Here is a 20,262-nt window from a genome sequence, read left to right on the forward strand (position 1 = left end):
ACGAGGAGTGAAACGATAAAGCGTGAGATGGCGCGCACTTGGGTATGCGCGCCAGAGTGATTAATGCAGGATTTTCGCGAGGAAGTCTTTTGCGCGGTCCGATTTCGGATCATCGAAGAAAGCGTCTTTCGGCGAGTCTTCGACAATTTTACCCTCGTCCATAAAGATCACCCGATTCGCCACTTTACGGGCAAAGCCCATTTCGTGGGTCACCACCATCATGGTCATTCCTTCGTTCGCCAGTTCCACCATCACGTCCAGCACTTCGTTGATCATCTCCGGATCCAGCGCCGATGTCGGTTCGTCGAACAGCATCGCGATAGGATCCATGCACAATGCGCGAGCGATCGCCACACGCTGCTGCTGACCGCCGGAAAGCTGCGCCGGAAACTTATTGGCATGAGCGGAAAGCCCGACGCGCTCCAGCAATTTCAATGCTTTTTCACGAGCGGGTGCTTTATCGCGTTTAAGCACTTTCACCTGCGCCAGGGTCAGGTTTTCAATAATCGACAAATGGGGGAACAACTCGAAATGCTGGAACACCATCCCGACGCGGGAACGCAGCTTTGCCAGATCGGTTTTCTTATCGTTAACCACGATGCCATCGACGGTAATTTCACCTTGCTGCACCGGTTCGAGGCCGTTGACGGTTTTAATCAGCGTTGATTTGCCGGAACCAGACGGGCCGCAAACCACCACCACTTCGCCTTTTTTCACTTCGGTTGAGCAGTCGGTCAGCACCTGAAAGTGACCATACCATTTTGAAACATTTTTCAGGGTAATCATTAAGCTGTCCTTCTTTTCAAGTAGCTGACCAACAACGACGCGCTAAGGCTAATAACGAAATAAACAAATCCGGCAAACAGGATCATCTCGACCTGCGTACCATCACGCTCACCAATGGTTGAGGCGGTACGGAAGAAATCGGCCAGAGATAACACATACACCAGTGAGGTATCCTGGAACAGTACGATGCCCTGAGTGAGCAGCAGCGGCACCATCGCGCGGAAAGCCTGCGGCAGAATAATCAGTTTCATCGACTGCCAGTGAGTCATCCCCAACGCCAGCGCGGCGCTCGACTGACCACGGGAAATACTTTGAATACCGGCACGGATAATCTCTGAATAGTAGGCTGCTTCAAACATCGAAAACGCCACCATCGCCGAAATTAAACGGATGTCATTTTTTGGTGATAATCCCAGTACGTTTTGCAGAAAACCCGGCACGATCAGGTAAAACCACAGCAAAACCATAACTAAAGGAATCGAGCGGAATACGTTAACGTAGGCTTTGGCAAACCACGCTACGGGCGCAAAGCTGGACAAGCGCATCACCGCCAGCATGGTGCCCCACAAAATACCAATCACGACTGCTGTGACGGTGATTTTCAGCGTGATCACCAGCCCGTCGAGCAGATATGGCAGGGAAGGGACAATGGAACTCCAGTCAAACTCGTACATTATTTGCCCCCCATGTTGCCAGGCAGGCGAACTTTACGTTCAACCAGCGTCATCACCAGCATGATAAAAGCGTTAATCAATACATACGCCAGCGTGATGGCGGTAAACGACTCCCAGGCGTGGGCTGAGTAATCAAGCAATTTACCCGCCTGCGCCGCCATATCCACCAGACCAATAGTCGAGGCGATGGCAGAGTTTTTCACCAGGTTCATCATCTCGGAGGTCATCGGCGGGACGATAACGCGATAAGCATTAGGCAACAGTACGTATCGATAAGCCTGCGGTAGCGTCAGGCCCATCGCCAGCGCGGCATTTTTTTGCCCTCGCGGCAGCGACTGGATCGCGGCGCGTACCTGTTCGCAAACACGGGCGGCGGTAAACAGCCCCAGGCAGAGCATGGATGAAAGGAAAAACTGAATATTGGGATCCAGCTCGGCCTTAAACCACATGCCGATTTTCTCCGGCAGCAGCTCCGGGATCACCAGATACCAGGTAAAGAATTGCACAATCAACGGCACGTTGCGGAACAGTTCGACATACAACGTACCCAGACCGGAGAGAAAACGGTTTGGAACGGTACGTAAAATGCCGAAAAATGAACCGACGAGGAAAGCGATAATCCAGGCGCAGATCGACAAAGCGATCGTCACCTGAAAACCACTCCAGATCCAACCAAGATAGGTGGTGTTGCCGAACGGGGCTTGTTGTAAAAAAATACCCCAGTTCCAGTCTATAGACATAAATCTACTCCAGAAAAAAGAGGGTAGCAGCGTTAACTGCTACCCTCGAAGATTGTTACCCAGCGTATTGCGGTTTTCAGGCCCGATGGGGAACGACCATCAGGCGTATAGTCTGTCCGTGCTACGTAACAATCGAGAGGGCTGGAATTTCCGCCCCTGGTTCTTGTAATTAGTTCAGTGCTTTGTCATTCGGTTCTTTGAACAGTGCTTTCATTTCGTCTGACAGTTCGAAATTCATGTTCAGGTTTTTCGGCGGAATTGGATTTTTGAACCATTTATCAAACCATTTTTCCGCTTCACCGGAGGTCTGCACCTGAGCGATGGTGTCATCCATCAGCTTTTTGAACTGCGGATCATCTTTACGCAACATACAACCGTAGGCTTCCTGAGACTGCGGCTTGCCGACGATTTCCCAGTTGTCTGGTTTCTTCGCTTTCGCACGTTCACCGGCCAGCAGGGCATCATCCATCATAAAGGCAACGGCACGACCGCTTTCCAGGGTGCGGAAAGAGTCACCGTGATCTTTGGCGCTGATGATGCGCATATTCATTTTTTGCTCTTCATTCAGTTTGTTGAGCAAAACTTCAGAGGTAGTGCCGGAAGTGACGACTACGGCTTTGTCTTTCAGGTCGGCAAAATCTTTGATATCGCCGCCCTTTTTGGTCAGCAGGCGCGTACCGACCACGAAAATAGTGTCAGAGAAAGCCGCCTGTTTTTGGCGTTCGACGTTATTGGTGGTGGAACCACATTCAAAATCGAAAGTGCCGTTTTGCAGCAGTGGAATACGGTTTTGTGAGGTGATCGGAATCAGTTTCACCTGCAAGTCCGGTTTGTTGAGTTTCTTTTTCACTGCTTCAACAATGGCGTTGGAGTAATCCTGCGAGTAACCCACCACTTTTTGCTGATTGTCGTAATAAGAGAAAGGTACTGAAGATTCACGGTGACCGACGACAATCACACCGTTTTTGGCGATTTTGTCCAGCGTACTGCCCGCTGCCGGGGCGGCGTCATCTGCCTGTGCCAGTCCTGCGGAAAGCGCCAGGGCGAGGATTGCTGTGGCAGGTTTACGTAATTGCATATCCAACTCCTTTATCTTCTGCGTTAAGAACGCATGGATACCTGTTGTGAGTGTTTGTGTTGTTATCGTCTGCAACTTTATTGTGCAGTGTTGTGCCTGTTAGGTAACATTTAGTTTGGTTAAATGTAAAGATATTGCTGTTTTATTGTTTGTTTTTGCGAGATGCGCCGCACCATTCCGAAGCAAAATTCTTAAAATGCACTCTTTTGGTGCTACCCGTGGATTGCTGTGGTGCAACCGGGTTGTACTGATGCTGGTTCAAGCTTTGCCTTGTATAACAAAGCAATAGATGTGCCAAAGTTGGATAGGGGAATTTTGTTATCCGGATAACGCACTGATGCCGCATCCGGTGAGCGTGCCGAAATACGGGATGTATTCCGGCACGATAAGAAGGGATTATTTACGTCGTTGACGCAGGCTCATCAGCACAGCAGCAAAACCAAACAATGCCGTCAGTACCCACAGCGGCCAGTTGCCGGTACGTGCGTACGGTGTGAGTCCGGTGGTCGGAGTCACATTAGTGGTCAACACTTCGCGGGTGAACTGCGGGATCATCGCCTGAATCTCACCCTGCGGACCAATCACCGCCGTAATGCCGTTGTTGGTGCTACGCAGTAGCGGGCGCGCCAACTCCAGCGCACGCATTCGCGCCATCTGGAAGTGCTGCCATGGACCAATAGACTTACCAAACCATGCATCGTTGGAGATAGTCAGCAGATAATCGGTATCCGGGCGGAAGTTATCACGCACTTGCTCGCCGAGAATGATCTCGTAGCAAATAGCCGCAGTAAGCTCAATACCGTTTACCGACAGCGGTGGCTGGATATATGGCCCACGGCTGAACGACGACATCGGCAGATCAAAGAACGGCGCTAACGGACGCAGAATCGACTCCAGCGGGACAAACTCGCCAAACGGCACCAGATGGTTTTTGTTATAGCGATCGGCTGATTCGTAGCTGTACGGCGCACCTTTCCCCAGCGTGATGATGGTGTTGTAAGTATCGTAGCGGTTCTGCTTATTGAGACGCGCGTCAACAATCCCGGTTACCAGCGAGCTCCCTTTATCGCGCAACTCACCGTCCAGTGCTTTGAGGAACGGTTGCTGATTAATTTCCAGATCGGTTATCGCCGACTCCGGCCAGATAATCAACGATGATTTGCCCATCAGCGGTGCCGTTGCGTTGTAGTAAATCTTCAGCGTATTAAGTAGCTGGTCTCCGTCCCATTTCAGCGATTGCGGAATATCGCCCTGAACCATCGAAACCTGAATAGTTTTTTCCGGTTGCGGGGTAAACCATTGGATGTAACGCAGCGGGAAGGGAAGGGCAAACAGCACGACGGCCACCGCCAGCGGACGCCAGTTGCGTTTGACCAACGCCAGTGCCAGCAGGCCGCTAACCATCATCAGCAGGAAGTTAATGGCTTCCACGCCCATTATCGGTGCCAGCCCTTTTAACGGGCCATCAATCTGGCTATAGCCGAACTGTAACCACGGGAAGCCAGTCAGCACCCAACCGCGCAGAAACTCGGTCACTTGCCAGAGAGCAGGGGCGGCAATCGCCACGCGCAGCCAGGTGGTTTTCGGCCACAGACGCGACAGCACGCCAGCAAACAGTCCGGTATACAGCGACAAATACGCCGCCAGCAGCACCACCAGGAAGACGTTAACCGGGCCAGGCATTCCACCAAAGGTCGCGATGCTGACATAGACCCAGTTAATACCGCTGCCAAAGAGACCAAATCCCCAGCAAAAGCCAATAGCGGCAGACTGGAGTGGACGACGGTTAAAGGTCAACGCCTGAAGCCCCATCAGCGAAATAATCGCCGCAGGCCAGACGTCGTAAGGAGAGAAGGCCAGCGTTCCGCAGGCACCGAATAATAACGCCAGCAGCAGGCGAATGCGCTGGCGTTCAATTAATGAGGCAAAAGCCATGTAGTTATCTATCCAGTTTCGGTTTTATTCATCCAGCTTCGGCTGGGGTGAGTCATCCGGGATTTTGACATGAACCTGAATAATACGCCGACTGTCGGCCATCGCCACTTTGAACTGGTAACCGTCGATGTCGATGGTTTCGCCACGCGCCGGAAGATGCCCAAATGCCTGCATCACCAGACCACCGATAGTGTCAACCTCTTCATCGCTAAAGTGGGTGCCGAACGCTTCGTTGAAGTCTTCAATGGAAGCCAGTGCGCGCACGGTCCAGGTATGGCGACTCAGCTGACGAAAGTCGATATCATCTTCTTCGTCATACTCGTCTTCAATCTCACCAACAATCAGTTCCAGGATGTCTTCAATGGTCACCAGACCGGAAACCCCACCGAATTCGTCAATGACGATCGCCATGTGGTAACGCTGAGAGCGAAACTCTTTCAGCATCCGGTCTACGCGCTTACTTTCAGGAACGACAACTGCCTGACGTAACACTTTGTCCATGCTGAAGGCTTCAGCATCGCTGCGCATAAACGGCAGCAAGTCTTTCGCCATCAGAATCCCTTCAATGTGATCTTTGTCTTCGCTAATCACCGGGAAACGTGAGTGGGCGGACTCGATGATGACATCAAGGCATTCGTCCAGCGTCTGGTTGCGTTTCAGGGTAATCATCTGGGAGCGGGGGATCATGATGTCGCGGACGCGTTGGTCTGCGATGTCCATCACCCCTTCGAGCATATCGCGCGTATCTTCGTCGATAAGGTCGTTCTGCCCGGAATCACGGATCAGCGCCAGCAGTTCGTCACGGTTTTTCGGTTCACCGTGGAAAAGTTGGCTGAGTAACAGGGAGAAAAATCCCTTCTTGTTGCTTATCGTGTCACTACTGTGTGAATTGTCGTCGCTCATGGCGTCGTATGGGTTCTCATGTTAGTTAATCAAAACGCCGTCGTTAATCACCAACGGCGGGGACATCTGCCAGTCAAATGCCTGGCAAATTATTCTTTCTCGGCAATGTACGGATCCTCATAGCCCAGAGCAAGCATAATCTCTGTTTCGAGGGCTTCCATTTCTTCTGCTTCGTCATCTTCGATGTGATCGTAACCTAACAAATGCAGACTGCCGTGCACCACCATATGCGCCCAGTGCGCCTCCAGTGGTTTGCCTTGCTCCTGTGCTTCCTTCTCAACCACCTGACGGCAGATAACCAGATCGCCCAGTAGCGACATCTCCATTCCAGGCGGCACTTCAAACGGGAAGGAGAGCACGTTGGTCGGCTTATCCTTACCGCGATAGGTCAGATTCAGACTGTGGCTTTCGGCGGTATCGACCACGCGAATAGTCACTTCCGACTCTTCCTGAAACTGCGGGATCACCGCATTCAGCCATGTTTGAAACTGGCTCTCTTCCGGTAACCCGGAATTATCTTCACATGCCAGTTGTAAATCGAGGATCACCTGACTCATTTTTGTTCCTGTTCTTCGCGCTTGCGTTCTGCTGCCAGCGCCGCTTTACGTTTTTGTTCTGCTTCTTCCCAGGCTTCATAAGCGTTAACGATACGCGCCACCACCGGGTGACGAACCACGTCTTCGCTGTGGAAGAAGTTAAAGCTGATCTCTTCGACGTCAGCCAGCACTTCGATGGCGTGACGCAAGCCTGACTTGGTATTACGCGGCAGGTCGATCTGTGTGACGTCGCCGGTGATAACCGCTTTTGAGTTAAAACCGATACGGGTCAGGAACATCTTCATCTGTTCGATGGTGGTGTTCTGGCTCTCATCGAGAATGATAAACGCGTCGTTCAGCGTACGACCACGCATATAGGCCAGCGGCGCGACTTCAATAACGTTGCGCTCAATCAGTTTCTCGACTTTCTCAAAGCCCAGCATTTCAAACAGCGCGTCGTACAGTGGGCGCAGATACGGGTCTACTTTCTGGCTTAAATCGCCAGGCAGGAAGCCCAGTTTCTCACCGGCTTCGACCGCCGGACGAGTCAGCAGAATACGGCGAATTTCCTGACGCTCCAGGGCATCAACTGCCGCAGCCACTGCCAGGTAGGTTTTACCCGTACCCGCCGGGCCAACGCCGAAGGTGATGTCATGGTCGAGAATATTGGCAATGTACTGCGCCTGGTTTGGCGTGCGCGGCTTGATTACGCCGCGTTTGGTTTTGATATTGACCGCTTTGCCGTACTCCGGCACGCTCTCCGCGCTTTGCTCCAGTACCCGCGCTTCTTTAATCGCAAGGTGGATCTGTTCCGGTTCGATATCCTGAATCTGACCGCGCATCGGGGCTGTATCGACATACAGGCTACGCAGAATGTCTGCCGCAGCGGTGACGCAAATCGGACGGCCGGTCAGTTTAAAGTGGTTATCGCGGCGATTGATCTCGATGCCGAGACGGCGTTCGAGCTGTTTGATGTTGTCATCAAACGGGCCGCACAGGCTCAACAGACGCGCATTGTCTGCTGGCTCCAGGGTGATTTCGCGAGTGTCTATGTTCAAACCGTTCCTCTTATCTGTATGCCGCCGGAAGCTGAACATTCACCGGCCTATAAGGAAATTATTCACGCCACAGGAAAAAGGCGCAAGCATTGCGATAAAGATGGGGATAAAGAGAGAAAAAACAAGGCCCACCGGAACGGCGGGCCTGAGAATTATGGCTGATAATAACCCACGCCAAGGTCGTTTTCTTTGCGGGTACGGGCAATGACCGATTCCGGTGTTTCTGCCACGCGCAGACCCATTTCATCTTCAGTTCGCACCACTTTACCGCGCAGAGAGTTCGGGTAGACGTCGGTAATTTCTACATCGACGAATTTACCGATCATATCCGGTGTGCCCTCGAAGTTGACCACGCGGTTATTTTCAGTGCGACCGGAAAGCTCCATGATGCTCTTACGCGATGTACCTTCTACCAGAATACGCTGGGTGGTGCCGAGCATCCGGCGGCTCCATGCCATCGCTTGCTGATTAATACGTTCTTGTAGAATATACAGACGCTGCTTCTTCTCTTCTTCCGGAACATCATCAACCATATCGGCGGCTGGCGTACCCGGACGTGCAGAGAAGATAAAGCTGTAGCTCATGTCGAAATTGACGTCGGCAATCAGCTTCATCGTTTTCTCGAAGTCTTCGGTGGTTTCGCCAGGGAAGCCAACGATGAAGTCAGAACTGATCTGAATATCCGGACGCGCCGCACGCAGTTTACGGATGATCGCTTTGTACTCCAGCGCTGTATGGGTACGTCCCATCAGGTTCAGAATGCGATCGGAACCGCTCTGTACCGGCAGATGCAGGAAGCTCACCAGCTCCGGCGTGTCGCGGTACACTTCGATGATATCGTCGGTGAATTCGATCGGATGGCTGGTGGTAAAGCGAATACGATCGATCCCGTCGATCGCAGCAACCAGACGCAGCAGATCGGCAAACGATCCGGTGGTGCCGTCGTAGTTTTCACCACGCCAGGCGTTCACGTTCTGACCGAGCAGGTTGACTTCACGCACGCCCTGAGCCGCAAGCTGGGCGATCTCAAACAGAATATCGTCGGACGGACGGCTTACCTCTTCACCACGGGTGTAAGGCACTACGCAGTAGGTGCAATATTTATTGCAGCCTTCCATGATGGAGACAAACGCGGTCGGCCCTTCGGCACGCGGTTCCGGCAGACGGTCAAACTTCTCGATTTCCGGGAAGCTGATATCTACAACCGGGCTGCGGTCGCCGCGCACGGAGTTGATCATCTCCGGCAGACGGTGCAGCGTTTGCGGCCCAAAAATAATATCGACATAGTGGGCGCGCTGGCGAATGTGCTCGCCTTCTTGCGATGCCACGCAGCCGCCGACGCCGATAATCAGGTCTGGATTCTTCTCTTTTAACAGTTTCCAGCGACCCAACTGATGGAAGACTTTTTCCTGAGCCTTCTCGCGGATTGAGCAGGTGTTCAGCAGCAGCACATCCGCTTCTTCCGCCACGTCGGTCAGTTGATAGCCGTGGGTGGCATCCAGCAGATCGGCCATCTTCGATGAATCGTACTCGTTCATCTGACAGCCCCAGGTTTTAATATGGAGTTTTTTGGTCATCGACTTGCTCTTGCGAAATAGTAGCCAGGAATGCAGGGCGCATAGTGTAATGCTTTGCTGCCGTTGTGACCAGTATGAGCGTTATCAGCCCTTAGGGGTAAAAATCCTGTAAACTTAAAGCATATTGCTAACAGGATGATTGACCATGACAAATCAACCAACGGAAATTGCCATTGTCGGCGGAGGAATGGTCGGCGGCGCACTGGCGCTGGGACTGGCTCAGCACGGATTTTCGGTAACGGTTATCGAACATGCCCAATCTGCGACGTTTGTTGTTGATAGCCAGCCGGACGTGCGGATCTCGGCGATCAGTGCGGCTTCGGTATCATTGCTTAAAGGTTTAGGCGTCTGGGACGCGGTACAGGCTATGCGTTGCCATCCTTACCGCAGACTGGAAACTTGGGAGTGGGAAACGGCGCATGTGGTGTTTGATGCAGCCGAATTAAAGCTGCCTGTGCTTGGCTACATGGTGGAAAACACTGTTCTGCAACAGGCGCTGTGGCAGGCGCTGGAAGCGCATCCGAAAGTAACGTTACGTGTGCCAGGCTCGCTGATTGCGCTGCATCGCCATAATGATCTTCAGGAGCTGGAACTGAAGGGCGGTGAAACGATCCGCGCGAAGCTGGTGATTGGTGCCGACGGCGCAAATTCCCAGGTGCGGCAGATGGCGGGAATTGGCGTTCATGCCTGGCAGTATGCACAGTCGTGTATGTTAATTAGCGTACAGTGTGAGAACGATCCCGGCGACAGCACCTGGCAGCAATTTACCCCGGATGGACCTCGTGCGTTTCTGCCGTTGTTTGATAACTGGGCATCGCTGGTGTGGTATGACTCTCCGGCACGCATTCGCCAGTTGCAGAATATGAATATGGCGCAGTTACAGGCGGAAATCGCGAAGCATTTCCCGTCGCGTCTTGGGTATGTAACACCGCTTGCCGCTGGCGCTTTTCCGCTGACGCGCCGCCATGCGTTGCAGTATGTGCAGCCGGGGCTTGCGCTGGTGGGCGATGCCGCGCATACCATCCATCCGCTGGCGGGGCAGGGGGTGAATCTTGGTTATCGTGATGTCGATGCCCTGATTGACGTTCTGGTCAACGCTCGCAGCTATGGCGAAGCGTGGGCCAGTTATCCGATCCTCAAGCGTTACCAGATGCGGCGCATGGCGGATAACTTCATTATGCAGAGCGGTATGGATCTGTTCTATGCCGGATTCAGCAATAATCTGCCACCACTGCGTTTTGTGCGTAATCTTGGTTTGATGGCGGCGGAGCGTGCTGGCATGTTGAAACGTCAGGCGCTGAAATATGCGTTAGGGTTGTAGCCTTACAACATTGCCGGATGCGTGCCAACCGTAGGTCGGATAAGACGCGGCAGCGTCGCATCCGACTTTGAAGGATAAGACGTGTCAACATCGCATTCGACATTGAATATACGCAGAAAAGCAAAAAGCTCGCCGAAGCGAGCTTTTTTAATGTGGCTGGGGTACGAGGATTCGAACCTCGGAATGCCGGAATCAGAATCCGGTGCCTTACCGCTTGGCGATACCCCAACTGGGTGCACTTACAAGGTAAGCGTCTTGAATAAATTGGCTGGGGTACGAGGATTCGAACCTCGGAATGCCGGAATCAGAATCCGGTGCCTTACCGCTTGGCGATACCCCAACAAATTGGTTTTTGAATTTGCCGAACATATTCGACACATTCAGAATTTGGTGGCTACGACGGGATTCGAACCTGTGACCCCATCATTATGAGTGATGTGCTCTAACCAACTGAGCTACGTAGCCAGATTGTTTCTTCGATGGCTGGGGTACCTGGATTCGAACCAGGGAATGCCGGTATCAAAAACCGGTGCCTTACCGCTTGGCGATACCCCAATAACCGGGCGGTGAACCGCTTACTCGAAGAAGATGGCTGGGGTACCTGGATTCGAACCAGGGAATGCCGGTATCAAAAACCGGTGCCTTACCGCTTGGCGATACCCCATCCGTACAACGCTTTCTGGTGAATGGTGCGGGAGGCGAGACTTGAACTCGCACACCTTGCGGCGCCAGAACCTAAATCTGGTGCGTCTACCAATTTCGCCACTCCCGCAAAAAAGATGGTGGCTACGACGGGATTCGAACCTGTGACCCCATCATTATGAGTGATGTGCTCTAACCAACTGAGCTACGTAGCCATCTTTTTTTCGCGATACCTTATCGGCGTTGCGGGGCGCATTATGCGTATAGAGCCTTGCAGCGTCAACCTCTTTTTCAAGGAAAATTGCTCGAAAGTGACTGTTTGGTTAGGTTGCGAACAGCGTGGCGCTATATTCGTCAATTATTGTTTACTTTGTGTTTTTTCCCCACCCTACAGCCATTCTTTTGTCATACAGGATGAAATTCGGAATTCAACAATAGTGGTGGGAAATTAATCTATGAAGTACTGGCCTACAGTGATGAATTGTCAAACAGTGATGTGGCAAACCCGGAACATTTCCTTACTGCATATCAGAATCAACAAGCACCTCAATAACTGAAACAGCCCCGGATTTTACCGGGGCTGTTTCGCATTTCTTACTTATACGCCGACTGGTGAACACCAACCGCACGACCAGATGGATCGTCCATTTTTTTGAACGCTTCATCCCATTCGATCGCTTTAGCGGAAGAACACGCGACGGAAGGACCGCCCGGCACGCACTCAGCGGCGCTCGGAAGCGGGAACAGTTCTTCAAAGATCTCCCGATACAAGTACGCTTCTTTAGAGGTTGGCGTGTTGTATGGGAAGCGGAAGCGGGCGGTTTCCAGTTGTTGATCGGTAACCTGCTGTGCCGCCACTTCTTTCAGGGTGTCGATCCAACTGTAACCGACGCCATCGGAGAACTGCTCTTTCTGCCGCCAGGCCACACTTGCGGGCAAGTACGACTCAAAACATTCACGCAGGATGTGTTTTTCCATTTTGCCGTTACCGCACATTTTATCCTGCGGGTTAATGCGCATCGCCACATCAAGGAATTTTTTGTCGAGGAACGGAACGCGTGCTTCCACGCCCCAGGCTGACATCGCTTTGTTGGCACGCGCGCAGTCATACATATGCAGGGCCAGCAGTTTACGCACCGTCTCTTCATGCAGTTCTTTAGCGTTCGGCGCTTTGTGGAAGTAAAGATAACCGCCAAACACTTCATCAGAACCTTCACCGGACAGCACCATTTTAATGCCCATCGCCTTGATCTTACGCGACATTAAATACATCGGTGTTGAAGCGCGAATAGTGGTCACATCATAGGTTTCGATGTGGTAAATCACGTCGCGGATGGCATCCAGACCTTCCTGTACAGTGAAGTGAATTTCGTGATGCACCGTGCCCAGATGGTTTGCCACTTCCTGGGCTGCTTTCAGATCCGGTGAACCCGGCAGACCTACAGCAAAGGAGTGTAACTGCGGCCACCAGGCTTCAGAACGTTCCTGATCTTCCACGCGACGGGCGGCGTATTTCTTGGTGATCGCGGAAATAATTGAGGAATCCAGACCACCAGAAAGCAGCACACCGTAAGGCACATCAGACATCAGATGGCTTTTAACGGAATCTTCCAGTGCCTGACGCAGCTCGTTTTTGTCGGTCACGTTATCTTTCACTGCATCGTAGTCGAACCAGTCGCGGTGATAATAAGAACGGATTTCGCCGTCCTGACTCCACAAATAGCTCCCCGCCGGGAACTCTTTAATCGTGCGGCAAACTGGCACCAGGGCTTTCATTTCTGAGGCCACATACAGCTGACCGTGTTCGTCATAGCCCATATACAGTGGGATGATCCCCAGATGGTCGCGACCAATCAGGTAGGCATCTTTTTCGCTGTCGTACAGGGCAAAGGCAAACATGCCCTGCAAGTCGTCGAGAAATTCCGGCCCTTTTTCCTGATACAGCGCGAGGATCACTTCACAGTCAGACCCGGTCTGGAACTGGTAACGATCGCCATATTCGGCGCGCAATGCCTGGTGGTTGTAGATTTCACCGTTTACCGCCAGCACATGAGTTTTTTGTTGGTTATAGAGAGGTTGCGCCCCCGCGTTAACGTCAACAATGGAAAGACGTTCGTGGGCGAGAATGGCGTTATCGCTGGCATAAATACCGGACCAGTCCGGGCCACGATGACGCATCAGGCGTGACAGCTCGAGTGCTTTCTTACGCAGCTCAACTGCGTCTGTTTTGATATCGAATACGCCAAAAATTGAACACATAACCTTCTCCGTTAACCTGGTATTTGTTGCTTGTTGTGTTTGCTTGTTTAAAAAAATGCCGCAAAGCAGCACTGTGCGCAAGCTATTTGGCAGTGGAAAAATAAAAAACGTAATGGCGATTGCTGATTTGTGAAAAAGGATAGGGTGTGGTGGCGTATTTATTGATGGATCGATAATTTTTGACGGGTTTTATTGAATGGAATGATTTTAATGATGGGTAAAAATAAGAAACCACGCCCTGAGGCGTGGTTGCTATTCAGATAACGTCGATTTCAGCGACCGATGGGTAAATCCAGCTGGGGCGGAATGGCATACTGTCGATATCGTCGAGCGACGAAACGCCGGAGAGTACCAGAATCGTCTCCAGACCGGCCTGGAAGCCCGCCAGAATATCGGTACGCAGGTTATCGCCGACAATCACCGTTTCTTCCGAATGCGCCTGCATTTTGTTTAATGCTGCGCGGATGATCCACGGACTCGGCTTACCAACATAGAACGGTTTACGTCCGGAGATTTTTTCGATCCCCGCGCATAGCGCGCCACAGGCCGGATAAAAACCGCGTCCGTGGGTGTCCGGGTTGGTGGCGATAAAGCGTGCACCGTTAGCGACGAAATAGGCTGCTTTATGCATCATGTCCCAGTTGTAGGAACGCGTTTCGCCAACAATCACAAAATCAGGGTTCACATCGGTAATAGTGAAACCTGCTTTGTACAGTTCATGAATCAGTGCGCCTTCGCCCACCACATACGCTTTCTTGCCTTCCTGGCGACGCAGGAAATCGGCGGTTGCCATCGCGGAGGTATAAAACACGCTGTCCGGCACATCGACACCGGCTGTGGCAAAGCGGTTCGCCAGATCTTGTCCGGTCTGCGAAGGATAGTTGGTCAGCAACACCAGCGGCAGGCCTTTATCCATAATCCCGTGCAAAAATTCCGCTGCACCCGGTACGGCGACGTTATCGTGCATCAGCACGCCGTCGATATCGCAAATTACATTTTTAATGGTCATGGACTACCCAGAATATTGACAACAATAAGCGCCACTATAAAAGCACATTAATTTTCCAGCAAATGCTGGAGCAAAATACCGTTGAGCATGGCGCGTTTTACCAGCGCAAAAGCGCCGATTGCCGAGCGGTGATCCAGCTCAGAACGTACCACCGGCAGATTAGTGCGAAACGCCTTCAGCGCCTGGGTATTAATGCAGCTTTCAATAGCAGGGAGCAGCACTTTATCGGCTTCGGTGATTTCTCCGGCAATAACAATTTTTTGCGGGTTAAACAGGTTGATGGCAATGGCGATGGTTTTGCCCAGATGACGACCGACATACTCAATCACTTCCGACGCCAGGCTATCGCCTTTGTTCGCAGCTTTGCAGATAGTTTTTATGGTGCAGTCGTCCAGCGGCACGCGGCTCTGGTAGCCCTGCTTTAACAGATTCAACACCCGTTGTTCAATAGCGGCGTTGGCAGCGATAGTTTCCAGGCAGCCAAAGTTGCCGCAGTGGCAGCGTTCACCCAGCGGTTCGACCTGAATATGGCCAATTTCACCGACGTTACCGTTGCGGCCAATAAAAATGCGCCCGTTAGAGATAATCCCGGCCCCGGTTCCGCGATGTACACGCACCAGAATGGAGTCTTCGCAATCCTGACTTGCACCGAAGTAGTGCTCCGCCAGCGCCAGACTACGGATATCGTGACCGACGAAACAGGTCACTTTAAAACGTTCTTCCAGTGCTTCTACCAGCCCCCAGTTTTCTACCTGAATATGCGGCATGTAATGAATTTTGCCGCTGTCCGGGTCAACAAGCCCTGGCAGGATCACGGAAATGGCGATCAGCTCGCGCAGCTTGCGCTGGTAGCTATCAATAAACTGAGCAATGGCATTCAGCAGGGCATGTTCCAGCGTCTGCTGGGTACGTTCCGGCAGCGGGTAATGTTCTTCTGCCAGCACTTTGCTACTGAGATCAAACAGAGTGATGGTGGCGTCGTGACGACCAAGCCGTACGCCGATTGCGTGGAAATTGCGGGTTTCGGTGACGATGGAGATAGCGCGGCGGCCCCCGGTGGAGGCCTGCTGATCAACTTCTTTAATCAGCCCGCGTTCGATAAGCTGACGCGTAATTTTGGTTACGCTGGCGGGGGCAAGCTGGCTTTGCTCGGCAATCTGAATCCGCGAGATTGGCCCGTACTGGTCAATCAGGCGATAAACCGCCGCGCTGTTAAGCTGTTTTACGAGATCAACATTACCTATCTGAGCTTGTCCGCCTGGTGTCATACTTTCTCTTATTGAGTTACGACCTCGTTACCGTTAACGATGGTCCTGGTGATTTTAAAATCAGGTGTGAATGCAGTCAGGTTGGCTACTTTACCTGCGGCGAGTGTGCCGAGACGTTTCTCAACGCCAATCGCACGCGCCGGATAGAGCGTCGCCATACGTAGCACTTCATCCAGTGCGATACCGCAATGTTCGACCAGATTACGCACGCCTTCAATCATGGTTAAGGATGAACCGCTTAACGTACCGTTCTCATCCACACAAAGTCCGTTACGGTAGTATATTGTTTTACCCGCAAAAATGAACTGTTCAATGTTGGCACCTGCTGGCGCGGTGGCGTCGGTAACCAGACACAGTTTGTCGCCTTTCAGACGTTTAGCGTTACGAATGTTGGCGTAATCAACATGCAGGCCGTCAGCAATAATACCGCAATAAATGTCAGCTTCGTCGAGGATCGCGCCCGCCAGGCCCGGTTCACGACCGGTAATATACGGCATCGCGTTGTACAGATGAGTGGCAAAGGTAATCCCCGCGCGGAAACCGGCTTTTGCTTCTTTCAACGTCGCGTTGGAGTGACCGGCAGAAACCACAATCCCGGCATTTGCCAGTTTGCTGATGACTTCTGCAGGAACCATTTCCGGTGCCAGGGTCACTTTGGTAATGACATCGGCATTTTCGCACAGGAAATCGACCAGCGCGGCATCAGGCTTACGCACAAAATTCGGATTATGGGTGCCTTTTTTTACCAGATTCAGCCACGGACCTTCCAGATGCAGACCTAACGCCTGATTCGGATGTTTTGCCAGGTACTCGCGCATAACGCGCACGCCCTGTTTCATCAGCTCGTCGCTGGTAGTGATAAGCGTCGGCAAATAGTTAGTACAGCCTGATTTCTCATTGGCTTTCTGCATGATTTCCAGCGTTTCCACGCTGACCGCTTCAGCAGTATCGTTAAACTGCACGCCGCCGCAGCCGTTTAACTGCACATCGATAAAACCGGGGGAGAGAATGGCCCCGTTCAGTGAACGTTGTTCGATCTCTGGCGGCAGTTCCGCTACCGGACAGACGCTTTTAATCAGGCCATCAGCGATAACAACCGCGTGGTCATCAAGAAATTCGTGGCCGGTAAAGATCCGGCCCTGGGTTAATGCATACATTCTGACCCCCGATTTTAAAAAATATTGCCCTGAGCAAGGTGTCAGGGCAGGGATAACTATTACAGACCTTTGATATTTTCTGCTTCTAATTCATTGAAATATCTTAAAGTCTTAACTTTCAGCTCCATGGTGGAAGGTTCATCGCACACCATGATCGCTTTTGGATGCAGTTGCAGACAGCTGATGGTCCACATGTGGTTTACGCAACCTTCAACGGCGGCCTGCAGTGCCAGTGCTTTCTGGCTACCCAGCACCAGAATCATCACTTCTTCGGCATCCAGCAATGTACCAACACCGACAGTCAGGGCATATTTTGGCACCTGATTGACATCGTTATCAAAGAAACGAGAGTTCGCGACGCGAGTGTCATGAGTCAGTGTTTTGATACGAGTACGAGAAGCCAGAGAAGACGCCGGTTCGTTAAATGCAATATGGCCGTCGTTACCTACACCGCCCATAAACAGATGGATTTTTCCGTAAGAACGGATTTTTTCTTCATACTGGCGGCACTCGGCGTCGATATCCGGGGCGTTGCCGTTGAGAAGGTTGATGTTTTCTGCTGGAATATCAACGTGATCGAAGAAATTACGGTGCATAAAGCTGTAGTAGCTTTCCGGATGCTCTTTCGGCAGACCGACATATTCGTCCATGTTGAAGGTGACAACGTGCTTAAAGCTGACCTGGCCTGCTTTATGCATTTCGACTAACGCTTTATAGGTGGTCATCGGCGTGCCGCCAGTCGGCAGGCCCAGAACAAACGGACGATCAGCAGTCGGTTTGAACGCATTGATACGATTGACGATATGGCGAGCAGCCCATTTGCCGACCTGTTCAGCGGTAGTCAGGGGGATCAGTCTCATTATTCACCTCAATAAGTAAAATGTAAGCCGTTGGCGGATTAGGCATCTTTAAGCGTAACCTGGATTTGCGCAGACAGGCGTCAATCCGACCTGATTTTTTGAATGATAAAATAAGTTTTCTGGTTTAGCCAGTAAAAGGGAGTGATGATAACGATATTTGGTGACAAAACTCACAAAAGACACGCGTTTAATTTGCGATACGAATTAAATTTTCACACACTCTGTAGCAGATGATCTAACAATCTGATTACAGAACATCGGCAGTACAATTTGCAGCAAAATAAAAATACGGCTTTAAACGAGCCAAATAGGGTTCTCGTAGGGGGAATAAGATGAATATTTTAGGTTTTTTCCAGCGACTCGGTAGGGCGTTACAGCTCCCTATCGCGGTGCTGCCGGTGGCGGCGCTGTTGCTGCGATTCGGTCAGCCAGATTTACTTAACGTTGCGTTTATTGCCCAGGCGGGCGGTGCGATTTTTGATAACCTCGCATTAATCTTCGCCATCGGCGTGGCATCCAGCTGGTCGAAAGACAGCGCAGGTGCGGCGGCGCTGGCGGGTGCGGTAGGTTACTTTGTGTTAACCAAAGCGATGGTGACCATCAACCCAGAAATTAACATGGGTGTACTGGCGGGTATCATTACCGGTCTGGTTGGTGGCGCAGCTTATAACCGTTGGTCCGATATTAAACTGCCGGACTTCCTGAGTTTCTTCGGCGGCAAACGCTTTGTGCCGATTGCCACCGGCTTCTTCTGCCTGGTGCTGGCGGCCATTTTTGGTTACGTCTGGCCGCCGGTACAGCACGCTATCCATGCAGGCGGCGAGTGGATCGTTTCTGCGGGCGCGCTGGGTTCCGGTATCTTTGGTTTCATCAACCGTCTGCTGATCCCAACCGGTCTGCATCAGGTGCTGAACACCATCGCCTGGTTCCAGATTGGTGAATTCACCAACGCGGCGGGTACGGTTTTCCACGGCGACATCAACCGTTTCTACGCTGGTGACGGCACCGCGGGGATGTTCATGTCCGGCTTCTTCCCGATCATGATGTTCGGTCTGCCGGGTGCGGCGCTGGCGATGTACTTCGCAGCACCGAAAGAGCGTCGTCCGATGGTTGGCGGGATGCTGCTTTCTGTTGCTGTTACTGCGTTCCTGACCGGTGTGACTGAGCCGCTGGAATTCCTGTTCATGTTCCTTGCGCCGCTGCTGTACCTCCTGCACGCACTGCTGACCGGTATCAGCCTGTTTGTGGCAACGCTGCTGGGTATCCACGCGGGCTTCTCCTTCTCTGCGGGGGCTATCGACTACGCGTTGATGTATAACCTGCCGGCCGCCAGCCAGAACGTCTGGATGCTGCTGGTTATGGGTGTTGTCTTCTTCGCTATCTACTTCGTGGTGTTCAGTTTGGTTATCCGTATGTTCAACCTGAAAACGCCGGGCCGTGAAGATAAAGAAGACGAGATCGTTACTGAAGAAGCCAACAGCAACACAGAAGAAGGTCTGACTCAACTGGCGACCAACTATATTGCTGCGGTGGGCGGTACTGACAACCTGAAAGCAATTGACGCCTGTATTACTCGTCTGCGCCTGACCGTGGTTGACTCAGCTCGCGTCAACGATGCGATGTGTAAACGTCTGGGTGCTTCTGGGGTAGTGAAACTGAACAAACAGACTATTCAGGTGATTGTTGGCGCGAAAGCGGAATCCATTGGCGATGCAATGAAGAAAGTTGTTGCCCGTGGTCCGGTAGCCGCTGCGTCAGCTGAAGCAACTCCGGCAACTGCCGCTCCTGTAGCAAAACCGCAGGCTGTACCAAACGCGGTATCTATCGCGGAGCTGGTATCGCCGATTACCGGTGATGTTGTGGCACTGGATCAGGTTCCTGACGAAGCATTCGCCAGCAAAGCGGTGGGTGACGGTGTGGCGGTGAAACCGACAGATAAAATCGTCGTATCACCAGCCGCAGGGACAATCGTGAAAATCTTCAATACCAACCACGCGTTCTGCCTGGAAACCGAAAAAGGCGCGGAGATCGTCGTCCATATGGGTATCGACACCGTAGCGCTGGAAGGTAAAGGCTTTAAACGTCTGGTGGAAGAGGGCGCGCAGGTAAGCGCAGGACAACCGATTCTGGAAATGGATCTGGATTACCTGAACGCTAACGCCCGCTCGATGATTAGCCCGGTGGTTTGCAGCAATATCGACGATTTCAGCGGCCTTATCATTAAAGCTCAGGGCCATGTTGTGGCGGGTCAAACACCGCTGTATGAAATCAAAAAGTAATCTGCTTTATACCTGATGCGACACGGCAGCGTCGCATCCAACAATGACAAGCGGTGGAGATCTTCTCTGCCGCTTTTTTTTTCATCAGTCATCCCCATAATCTCAGTGAGATTTTCGATTTTCACTAACTAACAGTTGTCAGCCTGTCCCGCTTATAAGATCATACGCCGTTATACGTTG

General features: G+C 52.0%; 16 protein-coding genes and 7 tRNA genes. 2 read left to right on the top strand and 21 right to left on the bottom strand.

Features of this window, described 5'->3' with window-relative positions:
- Positions 1-60: 60 nt before the first annotated feature.
- The 9 genes from gltL to miaB all read right to left on the bottom strand — a co-directional run bounded on the left by gltL (position 61) and on the right by miaB (position 9,287).
- On the bottom strand, positions 61-786 hold the full coding sequence (gene gltL, locus ACJHYD_RS17850; protein ID WP_000631384.1) for a glutamate/aspartate ABC transporter ATP-binding protein GltL: 726 nt from the start codon (positions 784-786) through the stop codon (positions 61-63).
- The gene (gene gltK / locus ACJHYD_RS17855) at positions 786-1,460 is read right to left on the bottom strand and encodes a glutamate/aspartate ABC transporter permease GltK (RefSeq protein WP_000272824.1); all 675 of its coding nucleotides are present in this window, start codon (positions 1,458-1,460) and stop codon (positions 786-788) included. The genes gltL and gltK overlap by 1 nt, the downstream gene beginning before the upstream one ends.
- The gene (gltJ, locus tag ACJHYD_RS17860; RefSeq protein WP_000020941.1) at positions 1,460-2,200 is read right to left on the bottom strand and encodes a glutamate/aspartate ABC transporter permease GltJ; all 741 of its coding nucleotides are present in this window, start codon (positions 2,198-2,200) and stop codon (positions 1,460-1,462) included. Before gltJ ends, gltK begins: the two co-directional genes overlap by 1 nt.
- Positions 2,201-2,369: 169 nt before the next feature.
- Positions 2,370-3,278: a glutamate/aspartate ABC transporter substrate-binding protein GltI gene (gene gltI, locus ACJHYD_RS17865; protein ID WP_001309342.1), complete on the bottom strand. Its 909-nt coding sequence runs from the start codon at positions 3,276-3,278 to the stop codon at positions 2,370-2,372.
- A gap of 396 nt (positions 3,279-3,674) precedes the next feature.
- Complete coding sequence (gene lnt, locus ACJHYD_RS17870) at positions 3,675-5,213, bottom strand: apolipoprotein N-acyltransferase (RefSeq protein ID WP_001550795.1); 1,539 nt, start codon at positions 5,211-5,213, stop codon at positions 3,675-3,677.
- 24 nt (positions 5,214-5,237) lie between these two features.
- Positions 5,238-6,116, bottom strand: coding sequence for a CNNM family magnesium/cobalt transport protein CorC (gene corC / locus ACJHYD_RS17875; RefSeq protein WP_001278605.1), 879 nt, complete (start codon positions 6,114-6,116; stop codon positions 5,238-5,240).
- An 89-nt stretch (positions 6,117-6,205) separates the two neighbouring features.
- Positions 6,206-6,673: an rRNA maturation RNase YbeY gene (gene ybeY / locus ACJHYD_RS17880; RefSeq protein WP_000084469.1), complete on the bottom strand. Its 468-nt coding sequence runs from the start codon at positions 6,671-6,673 to the stop codon at positions 6,206-6,208.
- Positions 6,670-7,710, bottom strand: a complete 1,041-nt coding sequence (locus tag ACJHYD_RS17885) for a PhoH family protein (RefSeq protein ID WP_001018040.1) — start codon at positions 7,708-7,710, stop codon at positions 6,670-6,672. Before ACJHYD_RS17885 ends, ybeY begins: the two co-directional genes overlap by 4 nt.
- A gap of 152 nt (positions 7,711-7,862) precedes the next feature.
- Positions 7,863-9,287: a tRNA (N6-isopentenyl adenosine(37)-C2)-methylthiotransferase MiaB gene (gene miaB, locus ACJHYD_RS17890; RefSeq protein ID WP_000162740.1), complete on the bottom strand. Its 1,425-nt coding sequence runs from the start codon at positions 9,285-9,287 to the stop codon at positions 7,863-7,865.
- 145 nt (positions 9,288-9,432) lie between these two features.
- Between miaB and ubiF the strand changes: the two genes are divergently transcribed.
- Positions 9,433-10,608 (top strand): 3-demethoxyubiquinol 3-hydroxylase, encoded by a 1,176-nt coding sequence (gene ubiF / locus ACJHYD_RS17895; protein ID WP_000184602.1) that lies wholly within the window; start codon positions 9,433-9,435, stop codon positions 10,606-10,608.
- A 153-nt stretch (positions 10,609-10,761) separates the two neighbouring features.
- Here the strand turns inward: ubiF and ACJHYD_RS17900 are convergent.
- The 12 genes from ACJHYD_RS17900 to nagB all read right to left on the bottom strand — a co-directional run bounded on the left by ACJHYD_RS17900 (position 10,762) and on the right by nagB (position 17,803).
- Positions 10,762-10,836, bottom strand: a tRNA-Gln gene (locus ACJHYD_RS17900).
- 37 nt (positions 10,837-10,873) lie between these two features.
- Positions 10,874-10,948 (bottom strand) — tRNA-Gln (locus ACJHYD_RS17905).
- 48 nt (positions 10,949-10,996) lie between these two features.
- Positions 10,997-11,073 (bottom strand) — tRNA-Met (locus tag ACJHYD_RS17910).
- Between the two features lie 15 nt (positions 11,074-11,088).
- Positions 11,089-11,163 (bottom strand) — tRNA-Gln (locus ACJHYD_RS17915).
- A 34-nt stretch (positions 11,164-11,197) separates the two neighbouring features.
- Positions 11,198-11,272 (bottom strand) — tRNA-Gln (locus ACJHYD_RS17920).
- Positions 11,273-11,295: 23 nt separating this feature from the next.
- A tRNA-Leu gene (locus tag ACJHYD_RS17925) sits at positions 11,296-11,380 on the bottom strand.
- 8 nt (positions 11,381-11,388) lie between these two features.
- A tRNA-Met gene (locus tag ACJHYD_RS17930) sits at positions 11,389-11,465 on the bottom strand.
- Positions 11,466-11,844: 379 nt separating this feature from the next.
- Complete coding sequence (gene asnB, locus ACJHYD_RS17935) at positions 11,845-13,509, bottom strand: asparagine synthase B (RefSeq protein WP_000337082.1); 1,665 nt, start codon at positions 13,507-13,509, stop codon at positions 11,845-11,847.
- 256 nt (positions 13,510-13,765) lie between these two features.
- A complete protein-coding gene (gene nagD, locus ACJHYD_RS17940) occupies positions 13,766-14,518 on the bottom strand; it encodes a ribonucleotide monophosphatase NagD (RefSeq protein WP_000153129.1) in 753 nt (250 codons plus the stop codon).
- Positions 14,519-14,565: 47 nt separating this feature from the next.
- On the bottom strand, positions 14,566-15,786 hold the full coding sequence (nagC, locus tag ACJHYD_RS17945) for a DNA-binding transcriptional regulator NagC (protein WP_000187594.1): 1,221 nt from the start codon (positions 15,784-15,786) through the stop codon (positions 14,566-14,568).
- A gap of 8 nt (positions 15,787-15,794) precedes the next feature.
- Complete coding sequence (gene nagA, locus ACJHYD_RS17950; protein ID WP_000271154.1) at positions 15,795-16,943, bottom strand: N-acetylglucosamine-6-phosphate deacetylase; 1,149 nt, start codon at positions 16,941-16,943, stop codon at positions 15,795-15,797.
- A 59-nt stretch (positions 16,944-17,002) separates the two neighbouring features.
- Positions 17,003-17,803, bottom strand: coding sequence for a glucosamine-6-phosphate deaminase (nagB, locus tag ACJHYD_RS17955; protein WP_001237072.1), 801 nt, complete (start codon positions 17,801-17,803; stop codon positions 17,003-17,005).
- Positions 17,804-18,135: 332 nt separating this feature from the next.
- Here nagB and nagE point away from each other — a divergent pair, with 332 nt between their 5' ends.
- Positions 18,136-20,082: a PTS N-acetyl glucosamine transporter subunit IIABC gene (gene nagE / locus ACJHYD_RS17960; protein ID WP_001023126.1), complete on the top strand. Its 1,947-nt coding sequence runs from the start codon at positions 18,136-18,138 to the stop codon at positions 20,080-20,082.
- Positions 20,083-20,262 lie beyond the last annotated feature (180 nt).

It is taken from the genome of Escherichia sp. WS1368 (assembly GCF_046487485.1).
Lineage (GTDB): Bacteria > Pseudomonadota > Gammaproteobacteria > Enterobacterales > Enterobacteriaceae > Escherichia > Escherichia coli.